The 14,246-nt window shown below is 56.0% G+C and carries 17 protein-coding genes; 13 read left to right on the top strand and 4 right to left on the bottom strand.

What is annotated here, in order from left to right; genetic code table 11:
• The first annotated feature begins 2 nt into the window (after positions 1 to 2).
• On the top strand, positions 3 to 917 hold the full coding sequence (gene speB, locus PYRFU_RS03545) for an agmatinase (RefSeq protein WP_014026265.1): 915 nt from the start codon (positions 3 to 5) through the stop codon (positions 915 to 917).
• Here the strand turns inward: speB and PYRFU_RS03540 are convergent.
• A complete protein-coding gene (locus tag PYRFU_RS03540) occupies positions 910 to 1,131 on the bottom strand; it encodes a TFIIB-type zinc ribbon-containing protein (protein ID WP_014026264.1) in 222 nt (73 codons plus the stop codon). The two genes, speB and PYRFU_RS03540, sit on opposite strands and share 8 nt — an antisense overlap.
• A gap of 91 nt (positions 1,132 to 1,222) precedes the next feature.
• On the opposite strand from PYRFU_RS03540, the gene yciH reads away from it, so the two are divergent.
• From yciH to PYRFU_RS03525, 3 genes are all read left to right on the top strand, one after another.
• On the top strand, positions 1,223 to 1,528 hold the full coding sequence (yciH, locus tag PYRFU_RS03535) for a stress response translation initiation inhibitor YciH (RefSeq protein WP_014026263.1): 306 nt from the start codon (positions 1,223 to 1,225) through the stop codon (positions 1,526 to 1,528).
• 207 nt (positions 1,529 to 1,735) lie between these two features.
• On the top strand, positions 1,736 to 2,653 hold the full coding sequence (locus PYRFU_RS03530; RefSeq protein ID WP_048192338.1) for a transcription initiation factor IIB: 918 nt from the start codon (positions 1,736 to 1,738) through the stop codon (positions 2,651 to 2,653).
• Positions 2,654 to 2,671: 18 nt separating this feature from the next.
• Positions 2,672 to 3,184: an ASCH domain-containing protein gene (locus PYRFU_RS03525; RefSeq protein WP_014026261.1), complete on the top strand. Its 513-nt coding sequence runs from the start codon at positions 2,672 to 2,674 to the stop codon at positions 3,182 to 3,184.
• Here the strand turns inward: PYRFU_RS03525 and PYRFU_RS03520 are convergent.
• Together PYRFU_RS03520 and PYRFU_RS09860 are read right to left on the bottom strand one after the other, a co-directional pair.
• Entirely contained in the window at positions 3,168 to 3,872 is a 705-nt protein-coding gene (locus PYRFU_RS03520; protein WP_014026260.1) for a metallophosphoesterase family protein, read from the bottom strand. The two genes, PYRFU_RS03525 and PYRFU_RS03520, sit on opposite strands and share 17 nt — an antisense overlap.
• Entirely contained in the window at positions 3,869 to 4,393 is a 525-nt protein-coding gene (locus PYRFU_RS09860; protein ID WP_052296924.1) for a DUF998 domain-containing protein, read from the bottom strand. Before PYRFU_RS09860 ends, PYRFU_RS03520 begins: the two co-directional genes overlap by 4 nt.
• A gap of 148 nt (positions 4,394 to 4,541) precedes the next feature.
• Here PYRFU_RS09860 and PYRFU_RS03510 point away from each other — a divergent pair, with 148 nt between their 5' ends.
• From PYRFU_RS03510 to PYRFU_RS03475, 8 genes are all read left to right on the top strand, one after another.
• Positions 4,542 to 5,795 (top strand): aminotransferase class V-fold PLP-dependent enzyme, encoded by a 1,254-nt coding sequence (locus PYRFU_RS03510; RefSeq protein ID WP_014026258.1) that lies wholly within the window; start codon positions 4,542 to 4,544, stop codon positions 5,793 to 5,795.
• Positions 5,796 to 5,909: 114 nt separating this feature from the next.
• Complete coding sequence (locus PYRFU_RS03505; protein ID WP_014026257.1) at positions 5,910 to 6,500, top strand: 2-oxoacid:acceptor oxidoreductase family protein; 591 nt, start codon at positions 5,910 to 5,912, stop codon at positions 6,498 to 6,500.
• 8 nt (positions 6,501 to 6,508) lie between these two features.
• The gene (locus tag PYRFU_RS03500) at positions 6,509 to 6,832 is read left to right on the top strand and encodes a 4Fe-4S binding protein (protein ID WP_014026256.1); all 324 of its coding nucleotides are present in this window, start codon (positions 6,509 to 6,511) and stop codon (positions 6,830 to 6,832) included.
• A gap of 1 nt (position 6,833) precedes the next feature.
• Positions 6,834 to 8,063, top strand: coding sequence for a pyruvate flavodoxin/ferredoxin oxidoreductase domain containing protein (locus tag PYRFU_RS03495; RefSeq protein WP_014026255.1), 1,230 nt, complete (start codon positions 6,834 to 6,836; stop codon positions 8,061 to 8,063).
• A gap of 12 nt (positions 8,064 to 8,075) precedes the next feature.
• The gene (gene porB / locus PYRFU_RS03490) at positions 8,076 to 9,065 is read left to right on the top strand and encodes a pyruvate synthase subunit PorB (protein WP_014026254.1); all 990 of its coding nucleotides are present in this window, start codon (positions 8,076 to 8,078) and stop codon (positions 9,063 to 9,065) included.
• A 180-nt stretch (positions 9,066 to 9,245) separates the two neighbouring features.
• Positions 9,246 to 10,100, top strand: coding sequence for an MBL fold metallo-hydrolase (locus PYRFU_RS03485; RefSeq protein ID WP_052296923.1), 855 nt, complete (start codon positions 9,246 to 9,248; stop codon positions 10,098 to 10,100).
• The gene (locus PYRFU_RS03480; RefSeq protein ID WP_014026252.1) at positions 10,087 to 10,665 is read left to right on the top strand and encodes a hypothetical protein; all 579 of its coding nucleotides are present in this window, start codon (positions 10,087 to 10,089) and stop codon (positions 10,663 to 10,665) included. The genes PYRFU_RS03485 and PYRFU_RS03480 overlap by 14 nt, the downstream gene beginning before the upstream one ends.
• Positions 10,666 to 10,701: 36 nt before the next feature.
• A complete protein-coding gene (locus PYRFU_RS03475) occupies positions 10,702 to 11,607 on the top strand; it encodes a ribose-phosphate diphosphokinase (protein WP_014026251.1) in 906 nt (301 codons plus the stop codon).
• Positions 11,608 to 11,863: 256 nt separating this feature from the next.
• On the opposite strand, the gene PYRFU_RS03470 is transcribed toward PYRFU_RS03475, so the two are convergent.
• A complete protein-coding gene (locus tag PYRFU_RS03470) occupies positions 11,864 to 12,820 on the bottom strand; it encodes a homoserine kinase (RefSeq protein WP_014026250.1) in 957 nt (318 codons plus the stop codon).
• A 145-nt stretch (positions 12,821 to 12,965) separates the two neighbouring features.
• Between PYRFU_RS03470 and PYRFU_RS03465 the strand changes: the two genes are divergently transcribed.
• Positions 12,966 to 14,174: a cystathionine gamma-synthase family protein gene (locus tag PYRFU_RS03465; RefSeq protein WP_014026249.1), complete on the top strand. Its 1,209-nt coding sequence runs from the start codon at positions 12,966 to 12,968 to the stop codon at positions 14,172 to 14,174.
• The last annotated feature ends 72 nt before the right edge of the window (positions 14,175 to 14,246 follow it).

Here is a 14,246-nt window from a genome sequence, read left to right as displayed (position 1 = left end):
ACTTGTCATACGCTCGCACCACGTGTTTCTCGGGGTACTGTTGGGGGCTTGACGAGTCGCAAGTGATTGTTCTTGGCGCTCCCCTAGAGGAGACGACGAGTTATCGTCCAGGGACGCGCTTCGCACCTAGAGCTATACGCGAGGCGTCAGCCTACATAGAGTACTGGTCTTTGCGTGGGAAGCTGGACGTGGACGAACATGTACGCTTCTATGACGCGGGTGATGCTCTGGTAGAGCAGCCGCTCGAGAAGGCCCTGGAGGCTATAGGCGACGCTGTAGAGCGGCTATCGGGTGTGGGCAAACCGCTAGTTGTGATGGGAGGCGAGCATACGATAACACTCGGTATCGTTGAGGGTCTTGTACGCGCCGGGTACAAGCCATGCATGGTGCAGCTGGACGCCCACATGGACATGAGGTCGGAGTATGCCGGTAGAAGGGTCTCGCATGCCACCTTTGCGCGGCTAGTGGTCAGTGAGGTGGGCGTCCCGGTTGTGCTTGCAGGTGTACGTGGCTTTGTACGCGAGGAGCTAGAGTTCGCCCGTGCGAATCACGTTCCCGTGATAGATGCTCACAGGTTGCAAGACGAGAGTGTCGCTGCAGTCATACCAGCGGTCTCTAAGCTCATAGAGAAGAGTGTATGTAACCATCTACACTTGACTCTCGACATGGATGTTGTTGACCCGGGTTTTGCGCCTGGAGTCTCGAACCCCGAGCCGGAGGGCATAACACCCCGCATACTACTCGATATCGTCTTCGAGGTTGCGAGGTTAGCAGTCCTGAGGGGTATGAGCCTCAGTATGGATGTTGTCGAGGTCTCGCCGCCCTACGACGCGGGTGGTGTGACGTCGGTACTCGCGGCCAAAGCGATAGTGGAGTTCGCAGCAGGAGTAGTAGCGGCTAGGAGCAGCGCTAGATAGCACGGATTATCTTGCTGCCCCTAGCCCTCACCTTGTAGAGCACCCTAAAACCACAGTTGATGCACTTCACGCTCGGTAGCATTTTGAGCTCGGCGTATGTCATCTCGGCGCCGCACCTCGCACACTTGTATATAATCTCATTCTCATCGTCTATAGGCTCATACTGCTCTATGATGCCCTCCGGGCGTCTGGGCGCATAGAGCTGGGCGACCATTCCACAGTCCCCACTATCACGGCAAGAGTCCACACAACACTTAAAACAGTGGCGTCTCATCTCATTCATCATGACAAGGGTCGTCCGGGGTATGGAGCTAAGCTCGGTCTGCGGAGCGCTGCCCCCAGAGCTATGCGAGCAGTTGACTAAGGAGCAGCAAGTGATTAAGATCAGGCTTGAGAAGCGGCGCTATGGACGACTAGTGACGATAATAGAGGGTCTCGACGAGCGCGAGATAGATCTCAAGAAGCTTGCGTCTGAGCTAAAGTCGAGGCTAGCCACTGGGGGCACATACAAGAACGGCAGGATAGAGCTGCAGGGCGACCACCGGCATCGCGTCAAGGAGATACTTATAGAGATGGGGTTCCCGGAGGAGAACATAATAATAGTGTCATGAGCGTCGTGCAAGCTCTAGTGCAGGTCGTGTAGCTCGCGGACAGTTTTTAACGAGGTTCTTCTCTCCTCTTTATCCGCTCCGGCAGGGATAAGAGCAGAAGGTTTAAACCTTATTATCCCCTTCCCGCGTACTACATCCCCCGAGGTTAAGGGGTTTCCGTCTCGGGTGGTTAAGGTGTCCGAGCTTCCCGAGCAGCCCCTCCCAAGTATGGAGGAGGGTGCAGAGGAGCAGGAGAAAAAGTGTCCGCCGGAATACATAATGTACGACCCGAACACGGGCTCCTACATCTGCACGCTCACGGGCGAGGTCATCGAGGAAGGCATTGTTGACATGGGTCCCGATTGGCGTGCGTACACGATGGAGGAGAAGATCCGCAGGCAGCGTACGGGCAGCCCGCTTAACATTGCGCAGCCCGACTATGGTCTACTCACATCCCTGAGCAGTAGCCGTGATGCGGGTGGCAGGAAGCTTGACGCGAGGCACCGTATGGAGGCCGAGAGGCTTCGCAGGTTGCAAGCCAAGCTTCGCACGATGTCGAGTGTAGAGAAGAACATAGAGCAGGCTTCTAAGGAAATAGCTAGGCTGATCGAGGCTCTAAACATTCCACGCTCGCTCTTCGAGGAGGCTATGAGAGTCTACCGTATGGCCGCGGAGAAGGGTCTCGTCCGCGGCAGAAGCCTTGAGAGTGTTGCGGCAGCGGCCGTATATGCAGCATGCCGTATGAGAGGTGTGCCCGTCACCCTAGACGATATCGCGAAGCACGTCAAGGGTGGTAGGAAGGAGGTTGCACGCTGCTATCGTCTGCTCGTCCGCGAGTTGAAGCTCCGCATGCCCGTCGCCGACCCGATCCGCTACGTATCTCGCATTGTGAGTCTGCTGGGCCTCTCGACTAGAGTCGAGGCCGAGGCGATCAAGATACTCATGCAGGCTAAGAAGAAGGGCCTCACGGCAGGTAAGGACCCAGCTGGCCTCGCAGCCGCAGCGATCTACATCGCTGCACTGAAGCTGGGCGAGAGGAGAACCCAGAAGGAGATTGCTGCGGCTGCGGGCGTCACAGAGGTTACTGTTAGGAACCGTTACAAGGAGCTAGCCCAGAAGTTGAAGATCGAGCTTCCGCCGCAGTGAACCCGAGGGTAGCGGGTATTGGCTAGGCGGAGGAGTGTTCAGCAGGTAGAGCCTCAGACGTTTCTTATGAGCATCCGGCCGCAGTTCGCATTCCAGATACTGCGTGGTGAGAAGAAGTTCGAGCTTCGCAGGTGGATTGGTGTACCAGTAGCCCCTGGTAGCGTTGTTGTGATATACGCGTCTGGTAGTGTGAAGGCGCTAGTAGGCGAGTTCCTAGTCGGTAGAGTGTACCATGGGGCGCCCGAGGAGGTCTGGAAGCAGGTAATGATGCATCCGTCACCTGGCGTTGATCGCGACGATTGGCCGTATATACGTGGCGCAAAGAAAGCAATGGCTCTCGAGGTTGAGAAGGTGATTGTCTACCCGCGGCAGGTGACGCTACAAGAGCTTAGACGTATCATCCCAGGCTGGCAACCACCCATAAGCTACAAGGTGCTGCGCGAGGGCGACCCGCTGTACGAGCTGATAGTCAAGAGGCTACGCAGGCTAGCTGGGTACGACGAAGAGCTGGGTGTCATGGAGAAGCTCTAAGGCTAATCCCCCTCTTCATGACGAACTCCTCATCCCTATACACTATAATGGAGTCGGCCTCTAACACCACATAGCATCTCTCAGCCATACTGCTATCCACGCGTAGGTATAGCACGTTCCTAGTCACCTCATGGATGGTGTAACAGCCGCGATGCATGTGACCCCCTAGCACCAAACGCGGCCTAACAATCTCAATCGCCTTCAATGCTGTCAGGGGCCCTATATCGCGGCGCACATCCGGATAGGCCTCGGGCAGGTAAGGCACCTCGTGCATAACCAGTATGTCGAGTTTGCCGGCTAGCCTCCTGGCTACCGAGAGAAACTCGCTAGGCGTCCGGCGCGGTACACCCTTCTTGACACCGCCCTTCGGCGATACGATGCCGTGAATGCCGCCTATGCGCAGACCGTTAAGCTCATGGACTCGACCTTCCTCCATCAATACGCCGCTCTTTAGAAGCACGTCCATTCTCTCATGGTTGCCGTAGACGCTCAACACTACCGGTACACGCCTACGAAGCTCTTGGAAGAAGTTGAAGGATACAAGACTGCCCCAATCGCCAGCCGAGATGAGCGCATCTGGCTTAACACCGTCTATTATGCTGAGAAGCCACTCACATGCATACCCCTCATAGACGCCGCGGAACACCTTGGCCTCGCAATGAAGATCCGAGATGAATAGTATCTTCACCCGCTTCTACACCCCCGTGAGATACATGATATGAAGAGCAGGGCGCTGAGGTACTCGGGTATAGCCACTCCCGGCGGTAGTCGAAATGTAAAGTGGAGAATCCAAAGTATGACAAGAGCGGCGGCCAATATCCGATATGGTGGTGTCCTACACTCTGAAAGCGAAGCTGCGAAACCCGAGACGAAGAACGCTAGAGCTAACAGGAAATGCGGTGTAGTGTAATCCTCAGTGACCACGCCGATTAGTGCCAGGGAGGTGCCTGCGGCGAGCCAGAGGAGAGCACCACACGTGGCAGCGTATAACGTGATCCCGATGCCGCCCAGTACAAGGCCAGTGTTGAACAGCAGTCTCGTCTCTTGGATGACACCTAGGTCGCTAAGAGCACCGTGCCATGGGCTCCAAAGGCCCCGCGTGTAGGCTAGTAGGGCGGACACCGTGACCATCAACAAGGCTGCCAGGATAAGCATCATAGCAGTGCGTCCGGTGGGCGCGCCTGATTCCAGAGAAGCCTGTGCAGGCATGTAACCACACCTGTTCCAGATACAGAGTATCCTCCGGCGCCAGGTATGTTATAGCACGGTTAGCTTCGTCAGGCGTAGCCTACAATGTATAGGTTGCAGCGCATCCACACTCAATAATCTCCTCCTCAGGCTGAATTATATCAAACTGGTGAGATTCCTGCCTGGAGAAGGGTTCCTACTAGACTACGAGAGTATCAGGGAGGATTTCCCGATACTCTCCAAGAAGCGTATCGTGTATCTTGATAACGCGGCTACTACGCAGAAGCCGCGGCAAGTAATAGAGGCTGTCAGGAGGTTCTACGAGGAGAGTAACGCGAACATACTTCGTGGTATCTACGAGCTTAGCATGAAAGCTACTATGCTGTACGAGGAGGCGCATATCGTCGTAGCTAAGTTCATAGGCGCGAGGGATTGGAGAGAGGTAGTGTTCACCAAGAACTCCACGGACTCTATAAACATGATAGCGTATGCGCTCATAGGGCGCATCAAGAGCGGTGATAACATTGTCGTCACGGAGATGGAACATCATAGTAACTTCCTGCCTTGGGTCAGGCTGGCGAGGCTGACTGGCGCCGAGCTACGGGTAGCACCCATAGATGAGCATGGGAGGCTGGATATGGAGAAGCTGGAGAGCCTCATAGACGAAAAGACGCGTGTCGTGGCGATAGTCCACGCGTCTAACGTGTTAGGGGTGGTTAATGATGTTAGGAGGGTGGCGAGGATAGCGCACCAGTATGACGCGTTGGTTGTTGTCGACGCGGCTCAGTCTGTGCCGCACATGCCGGTTAACGTTCGTGAGCTTGAGGCTGACTTCCTGGTGTTCAGTGGGCATAAGATGCTTGGGCCTACGGGGATAGGTGTGCTATGGGGTAGGCTCGACATTCTCGAGGAGCTTGAGCCTCCCGTCTATGGTGGTGGCGCCGTCAAGAGCGTGCGCGTGGAGAGTGGCGAGGTGAAAGTAGAGTATGCCGAGTTGCCTTGGAAGTGGGAGCCAGGCACTCCTAACATAGCGGGTGCTGTCGGCCTAGCTGAGGCTGTGAGATACCTGCAGGGCATTGGGCTCGAGAAGATAGAGGCGCATGAGAGGACGCTAACAAGGATGCTTATCAAGATGCTTGGCGAGCTTGATGTTAGAATGGTTGGGGATATACCGGCTGAGGAGCGTGTAGGTATAGTCTCGTTTACCTTGGATGGGTTCAAGCCTCTCTTCGTGGCTCTTAGGCTTGGGCGTATGAAGATAGCGGTGAGGGCTGGGTTCCACTGTGCAGAGCCGCTCCACCGCAAGCTTGGCTTCAACGAGGGTAGCGTGCGCGCAAGTATGTACCTCTACAACGGCCCAGACGATATAGAGAAGCTTGTTGATGCGTTGCGTGGTATACTCCGTGGAGAGGGTGGAAGCTAATGCAAAAGTGCTACGTTAAGCCCACTGTTTAACGTGTACAGCCTCCGGCTTACCGGTTAAACCGCTAAATAATTAGCCTCTCAACTCTGTGAAGACCCGGGTGCCCCGGAAGCCTTGCGTATCGAGCTTAGATGGCACGGCCGCGGTGGTCAAGGCGCTGTTACCGCGGCTGAGCTTCTGGCAATAGCGGCTATTGAGGAGGGGCTCTTTGCGCAAGCATTCCCCGAGTTTGGTACGGAGAGGCGTGGTGCGCCAGTGGTGGCTTACAACAGGGTGGCTGACCACCCGGTATACGAGCGTGAGCCGGTCCTAAACCCCGACTATGTAATCGTCTTGGACCCTTCGCTGCCTCCGTCGATATACATGTCTGGTTTGAAGAGGGAGGGCGGGCTCATAGTGAATACCAAGAAGTCGCCCCGCGAGCTAGCTGATGAGCTAAAGGCGCAAGGCTTTGAACCTCCAGCCATAGTAGCGACGGTAGATGCGACTGAGATTGCTTTACGCAATCTACGCGTTCCTATCGTAAACACTGCGATGCTTGGCGCGTTTGTGCGCGTATCTGGGGTAGTGAGTATAGAGACTGTGGAGAAAGTTGTTGCCGATAGGTTCTCTGATAGGCCTCATCTTGTGCAGCCCAACGTAAAAGCCGTCCGTGAAGCTTACGAGAGTGTAAATGTAGAGAAGCTCCTTGTAGCTCGCGCTTAGGGGGTGAGATGATAATGTCCGGTCTTCCTGGCTGGAGGAGTCTCCCCATAGCAGCTATTGTAAGTGAGCCAGGCAACACGGAAAAGAACGATATGTCTGCGTGGAGAACGTTCAAACCAGTAATTGATCAGGAGAAGTGCGTGCGTTGCAGAATGTGTTGGATATTCTGTCCTGATGCGGCTATACTTGAGGTGGAGGAAGAGTACAGGACGAAGACCGGGAGGGTCTACAAGGTCACGTATAAGGTGGATTATAAGCATTGCAAGGGCTGCGGGATTTGTGCTAACGAGTGTCCCGTGAAAGCTATCCAGATGGTCCCGGAGGTGAGGTAAGATGGCGGCCGCGGGTCAAACCCTCGAGAAGAAGGCGAAGAAGAAGAAGATTGCACTGACGGGTAACTACGCAGTAGCCTACGCCGTCAAATCCTGCGACGTCGACGTTGTCGCGGCGTACCCGATCACGCCACAGAGCCCCATAGTCGAGAAGATCTCCGAGTACATCGCCAATGGCGAGATGGATGCGGAGATGATACACGTCGAGAGCGAGCATTCCGCTCTCTCAGCCCTAGTGGGCGCCTCCGCCTTCGGCGCCAGGGTATTCACTGCGACAAGCAGCCAAGGCCTAGAGTTCATGCATGAGATACTCTACATCGCCAGTGGTCTCCGCCTACCAATCGTAATGGCGCTATCAAACCGTGCACTCTCCGCGCCACTAAACATCTGGAACGACTACGGCGATGCTATGAGCGCTAGAGACGCCGGCTGGATAATGATCTTCGACGAGACTGTACAAGAGGCGCATGATGCGGTAGTGATCGCCTATAGGATAGCTGAGCACCCCGACGTGCTACTACCAGTCATGATCACGTTAGACGGCTTCATATTGAGTCACACCGTCGAGCCGGTAGAGCCAGTCGAGAAAGAGGAGGCTCTCAAGTTTGCGCCGAAGAGGCCTCGCGGCTACCGCCCGGTGCTAGACCCAGACAAGCCCGTAACCATGGGTGTCGTCGGCACCCCAGACTACTACTATGAGTTCAAGAGGCAGCAGGCTGAGGCTATGAAGAAGGCTGTACCGGTGATAGACGAGGCGTTCCGCGACTTCTGTAAGACCTTCGGCAGGTGCTACGAGAGGGTAGAGACGTACAAGATGGACGATGCAGAGTACGTCCTAATATCCATGGGTGCAACCTTTGGCAACGTGAGAGCGGCTGTCGACAAGCTGCGCAAGGAGGGTGTTAAGGCTGGAGGCCTTAAGATCAAGGTGTTCCGCCCATTCCCCGCAGACCTAGTAGCTAAGTACCTGGGCGAGGGTCGCGTCAAGGCAGTAGGCGTCCTAGACCGTGCGGTGAGCTTCGGTGCGGCAGTGGAAGGCCCACTATTCATGGAGGTGGTCACGAGCCTAGCAGTGCGCGGCATCCAGGTGCCACTCGTGAGCTTCGTGCACGGTCTAGGCGGTCGCGACATTTTCACAGACGAGGTGGTCCAGATGTTCAAGATACTCATGGACCACGCGTCTCGCGGTCGTAGTGCAACCCAGACCTACTACATAGGTGTGCGTGAGTAAGGGGTGAGACCCATGGTCTACTATGCCCTCTTCCAGGGTAAGGCCCCCGACACCACCAAGAAGAGGTTCAAGACAGTCTGGGACATCCCAAAGGACGAGCTGCTAGCGCCAGGCCACCGTATGTGCCAGGGTTGCGCTGCAGCCCTCATCTTTAGACACCTACTCAAGGCCGTGGGTAAAGACGTAGTGATAGTCCAGGCTACCGGATGCGTAGAAGTGACGACGACGGTCTTCCCGGAGACTGCGTGGAGAGTACCCTACATACACGTGGCATTCGAGAACGCAGCCTCAGTGGCCTCGGGAGTCGCGGCCGCGATAAAGGCGCTGCAGAAGAAGGGCATACTGCCGCCAGACAAGAAGGTGAAGGTCATAGCCACGGCGGGTGACGGTGGCACCTTCGACATCGGCATGCAGGCCCTTAGCGGCATGCTAGAGAGGGGCGACGACGTCATGTACCTAGTGTATGATAACGAGGCGTACATGAACACGGGTATACAGAGAAGCGGCGCAACACCATGGGGCGCTTGGACGACGACAACCCCCGTCGGTAAGAAGTGGAAGGGCGAGTGGCGCTGGAAGAAGGACATAATCGGCATCGCCCTAGCTCACCGCGTACCGTACATAGCAACCGCTAACCCGGCCTACCCGCTCGACATGATAGAGAAGTTTAGGAGAGCCTTCGAGACCGAGGGCCCATCCCTAGTTCACGTGCTGTCGCCGTGCCCGCCAGGCTGGAGGATACCACCAGAGAAGAGCATCGAGGTTGCAAAACTAGCCACTCTCACCGGCATGTGGGTGAACCTCGAGATCGTTGAGGGCCAGCCACGCGTCACGGTCAAGGTGCCCAAGAGGAAGCCTGTGAAAGAGTACCTCAAGATGCAGGGTAGGTTCAGGCACCTAAAGGACGAGGACATAGCCTTCATACAGAAGGTCGTTGACGCCGAGGTCAAGAAGATCAACGAGTGGGTAGGCGAGGAGGCCATAGGCCCCGTAGAGGAGTAACACTGTTTCCTAGCGGCTCACCGCTAGTCAAGACCAGACCGTTTTTCTCACCGTCCAATAGTCCACCCAGACATGCTCGCATGACTCCCTTTGTTGTGTACTTCATTTTTGCGTGTGTTTAGGTTGGGCAGGCATAGAGTCTTGTTTCTCCACATTAGCGTGGAGCATGGGTGTATTGTTTTGAGAGTCTGGCGTGTCGCGCGTGATGTGCTTCTTGTTGATCATCTTTTCGCGGGGCTGCCGGGTATCGTCGGGACCTACATAATAATCGGTGATGGTGGGGAGGCTGCCGTTGTTGACCCGGGTCCACGGTCTAGCATTGATAGTGTCACGCGTGTTATAGAAGAACGTGGCCTGAGGCTTAGATACGTATTATTGACGCATATACACCTCGACCATGGCGCTTCCGCTGAGATACTCGCCGAAAAGTATGGCGCCAAGATCATAGTACATCCTCGCGGTGCTCCCCACCTAGTAGATCCTTCAAAGCTTTGTGAAGCCGCGAGGAGCCTCATGAGGGATGTGGATCTGGTGGGTTGCCCACAGGGTGTTGACGAGAAGCTTGTGAAGCCAACGAGCGACGGGGAAGTTGTTGAGGTTGGCGGGAGGAGGGTTAGGGTTGTACACACACCTGGCCATGCTAGTCATCACCAGTCTTTCCTGTTAGAGGATGAGGGTGTATTGTTCCCAGGCGACTCTATGGGTATCTTCTACTGCGAGTGTGTGGTGCCTCTCACGCCGCCTCCTACGAGGCCCCGGATGATACTTGAGAGCATAGAGAAGATGCTTAGTTTGAAGCCGCGTCTGGCGGCGCTGCCGCACTTCGGTATCCACCCGGATCCGGAGGCTCTCGCTAGGGAGGTGGTGGAGAGGATGCAGGCTTGGGTCAACTATGAGAGTTTTGAGAGACTCCTAGAGTCTGATGTGTGTGCTAGGAGGGTGTACGAGTGTAGGAGGGGAGCGCCGTACTTCGGCGGCGAGGTTGAGAGGAGCTGGAGGGGGTTGAGGGAGGCACGCGAGCATGGCCACTGGTGACGTCTTCTGGAGGCTCGTGGAGGCTCTAGCTATTCGCATGTGTGGGTGGTGTACTCGCGAGTGTATCGCCGAGGCTGTAGCTGCCGCCAAAGAAGGTGTCCTGCAAGGAAAGTGTGGTCATGTGGTACGTGATGCTATGCTGGCCGTTGAGGCGGAGCTGGCTTGGTATCCGGTACCGAGGCTAGACGCTAGCCTAGAGGAGATGTTCGCATGGGCGGTAGACGCTCTCTATAAAGCGACTATAGCCGAGGTATTCGCGTCACGGCGTGCAAGGAGCCTGGTCGCGTCTAGGGGGTTGTGGACTAGGAGGGTTGTCGAGAGGATACTGCACGACTACTGGCTTGCAGGAGGCGAGAAGCTCCTAGTGACCGACGCGCGTGTCCGTATAGGATGGGTGGCGTATCCGGTGCTAGCCTCGTGTCAATGCGGTGAGCCAAGGACAACAGTGAAGCTACACGAGGATCTGAGTCTAGAAGTGAGCGTCGGGTGCGGCGAGTGTATACACTTGTCTCATCGTGCTGAGCCGCCGCTCGCTGCTAGACTCGCCCCTCCAACAAGCCTCTAACACTCGCCTCCCCAGGCTAGACATTGGGGTCACCCTATGCCTCGTTTCGTGGTTGTCGCGGGACCCGGCGGGTACCCAGCTCAGGGGCTTGCCGAGGCTCTTGGTGCTGAACTCGTGAATGTAGAGCACAAGGTCTTCCCCGACGGCGAGAGTTACGTGAGGATACCTTCGAGGCTTGACGGTAAGATAGCGGTAGTAGTGCAATCCATGTATCCAGAGCAGGATAGGAGGTTTGTAGAGCTCCTCCTACTAATCGAGGCTGCTCATGGCTCCGGCGCTGATCATGTAATCGCTGTAGTGCCTTACATAGCGTATGCCAGGCAAGATAGGAGGTTTAGGGAAGGCGAGCCGATAAGCATCAAAACAATACTGTCCTCGCTCCGCGCGGCTGGCGCCGACGCACTCATTACCATTGATATACACAAGCCGGAATCACTAACCTACTTCAATGGCCCGACGGTAAATGTGGATCCTACGCCTCTCTTCGCAGAAGCTATTCGCGGCGAGAAGGATGTAGTGGTTGTTGCCCCGGATAGGGGGGCTCTGCACCGTGCAGAGAGCCTGGCAATGAAGTTGAACGTGCCTTACGATTATCTCGAGAAGTTCAGGGACAGAGTAACGGGCGAGATAACGATGAAGCCTAAGGAGCTGCGCGTAGAGGGGAAGACGGTGATTCTCGTAGACGACATAATCAGCACGGGCGGCACCATAGCCAAGGCGGCCGAGATACTACGGAGCCAGGGCGCACGCCGGATAATAGTCGCGGTGAGCCACGCTTTGCTGGTGGGCAATGCCCTTGAGAAGCTCGTAAAGGCTGGTGTTGATCGTCTGCTTGCCCTAGATACGGTGCCTCCAAGGCAGGGCGTGGAAGTGCTCGCCACGGGAGGCTTGCTTGCAGATACCGTGAAGGAGCTGAGCGAGAGCCACGGATGGCTAACGTGAGGCACACTAGCCTTCAGGTGACAAGAGCATCTTCGTATAGAATTGGAGGGTATCAGACCTGGGAATGGTCCATGTAGCTTGCGGCTGGCCATTTTCGTGTTGTCGGATGGACGACAACAATCAATAAGGGTGTGGAATAGGGGCATAATGCCGCATATTCCGTATTTTCCTAAAGGTAATGGGGCACTCGGGGTCCCCCGCTAGACGGGCCTCGTGGTGGGCCCGCCGGTGAGCGGGGGTCCCGTCCAGGCCCCCGTTACTCGCTCGTTATCCTTGCACCCTCGCGGTCGATGTTTACTACCCGGGTTTCGAGCTCACCCCAGTGCTTTTCTAGTATCTTGGCTACCCTCCTTGCAACTTCATCCTCGTCTCCCTCCCTCACTATGGCGAATAGGGTTGGGCCAGCCCCGCTGATGTTGAAAGCAAGCGCGCCCGCTTCGAGAGCCTCCCTCTTAGCCTCGGCGTAGCCTGGTATTAGCTTGGAGCGTGCCTCCTCTACAGGACCGCCATAGTTAGCGGCCTTCAGGGCCGTGTACGGGTCCAGTTGTAACCCTAGAGTGAGTGCAAGTGCTTTCTCCATCCAAGCGATGCTTGTGGCTAGTGGTATCTCTCTTGGTAGCACCTCTCTCATCACCTCTGTTTTACCCTTACCAGGCGGCACCTTGACAACCTCGCGTTTCGGTATGAAGAGGATTATGTAAACGTCTTCTGGGATGTTCAGCCTCGCTACCCAAGGTCTGCTGCGGTCGAGGAGGATCACTAAACCTCCCAATAGGCTTGCAGCGACGTTGTCATAATGGGGTGTGCCTGCTGCGACAGCCTCAGCCTCGCCTGCGAACTTAACAAGCTCCTCTTTGGTAAACGGCTCGCCGAGGAGGAGGTTAACCGCGTAGGCTGCTGCGGCGGCAGAGGCGCCGCTACCCCCCATGCCCATTCGTGGCGGCACTCCTTTCACGACACGTATCCTGAGGTGTAGCGTCTCGCCCAGGTACTCGAGGATCTTGTAGGCGGCAGTGTATGCAGTGTTAGCCTCGCCGCTTGGAGCGCCTGCAGCCTCGACATCCACGCGTATACCATCTCCAAGCTCTTCGACAACCTCAACTTCGACGACATCATAGGCATAGTCTATGGCGAGAGCTGCTAGGTCGAAAAGGGGGCCAAGGTTTGCGATGCTAGCCGGCGCTTTTACACGAACACGATTATGTTGGACCAAGGCCTCGACTACCCTGTTACGAAGCCCTGTCCCGGGTAAAGGTAGGGGCGATTACCCTGGGTAATCGGTTCCGAGTAACCGATTACCAGCCAAGGGCTGTGTTTAAAAGGAGGATGGTGACGCGTGTAACGCTTGGTGATAGGGGGTGGAGCAGAGGAAACCGGCGATTACCCAGGGTAATCACAAGCCTGGGATATCCACGCGCGTGATCCACACGTCGCGCGTGCTATTCGAGTCTGACCCCTATGCGCCCGTCGTCCCCCCAATATACCGTACTGCAATGTTCCATCACCCGCGTGAAGACGCTCCGCTCATCCGCGGGAGACCCTACAAGTACAGTAGAGAGGATAACCCGACGCTTGTCGCGCTTGAGAAGATGATAACGGAGCTGGAGGGTGGAGAGGACACACTCGTATTCGCCACCGGAATGGCGGCTATCTCGACTGTCCTCCTCGCGCTCCTAAAGCCTGGCGATCGTGTAGTAGTCTCTCGCGAGGCTTATGGTGCGACGCTCAAGCTCTTCGAGTTCCTCCGCAAGTGGGGCTTGAATGTGGTGCTGGCAGGCCCCGACAACGAGGAGATCATTTACGAGGCTTCAAAGCCGGGTACAAAGATGGTCTTCGTGGAGACGATAACGAACCCGCTGCTCCGTGTTGCTAACGTGCCCGAGATAGCCAAGGCTGCCAGGGAATCCGGTGCAATACTAGTAGTTGACAATACGTTCGCAACCCCAGTGATATTCCGGCCGCTCGAGCATGGCGCGACGCTAGTCATACACAGTCTCACCAAGTACATGGCGGGTCATAACGATGTGCTAGGAGGGTCTGTGACGGGCCCAGCGGAGATCATCGCGAACGAGCTATGGGAGTGGCGCCGCATGCTGGGCACGACGATGGACGTTGAACAAGCGTTCCTAGTAGCAAGGGGCTTAAAGACTCTTGAGATACGCGTTGAGAGGCACTGCCGTAACGCCATGTATGTCGCCGAGTTCCTAGCTGACCACCCCAAGGTGCTCCAAGTGTACTACCCTGGGCTGCCCAACAGTCCGGGCTACGAGCTAGCCAGGAAGCTCTTCCCGCCAGGCATGTATGGTGGTGTGGTTAGCTTCCGTGTGAAAGGTGGCAAGGAAGCGGTGATGAAGCTGTTCAAGAGGCTCAAGTATATACGGCCATCGCCGAGTCTAGGCGGACCCGAGAGCCTCATAGCATACCCGGTGATGAGCAGCCACTCTACCATGCCAGAGGAGGAGAGGAGAAAACTAGGCATAACAGAGGACCTAGTGAGGCTAAGCGTAGGCCTAGAGAACCCCGAGGATATCGTCGAAGATCTCGACCAAGCACTATCAGCCATTTGAACCTCGTGAAGTTTGAAGTATCGTACTCTTTTGCTTCAGGATTACCCAGATTCACGGCCGTTTCCTACACTT

Origin of the sequence: Pyrolobus fumarii 1A, from assembly GCF_000223395.1 — an archaeon.
Classification (GTDB): domain Archaea; phylum Thermoproteota; class Thermoprotei_A; order Sulfolobales; family Pyrodictiaceae; genus Pyrolobus; species Pyrolobus fumarii.
The sequence above is the reverse complement of the archived record's forward strand: the minus strand, read 5'-3'. Positions and strand labels throughout refer to the sequence as shown.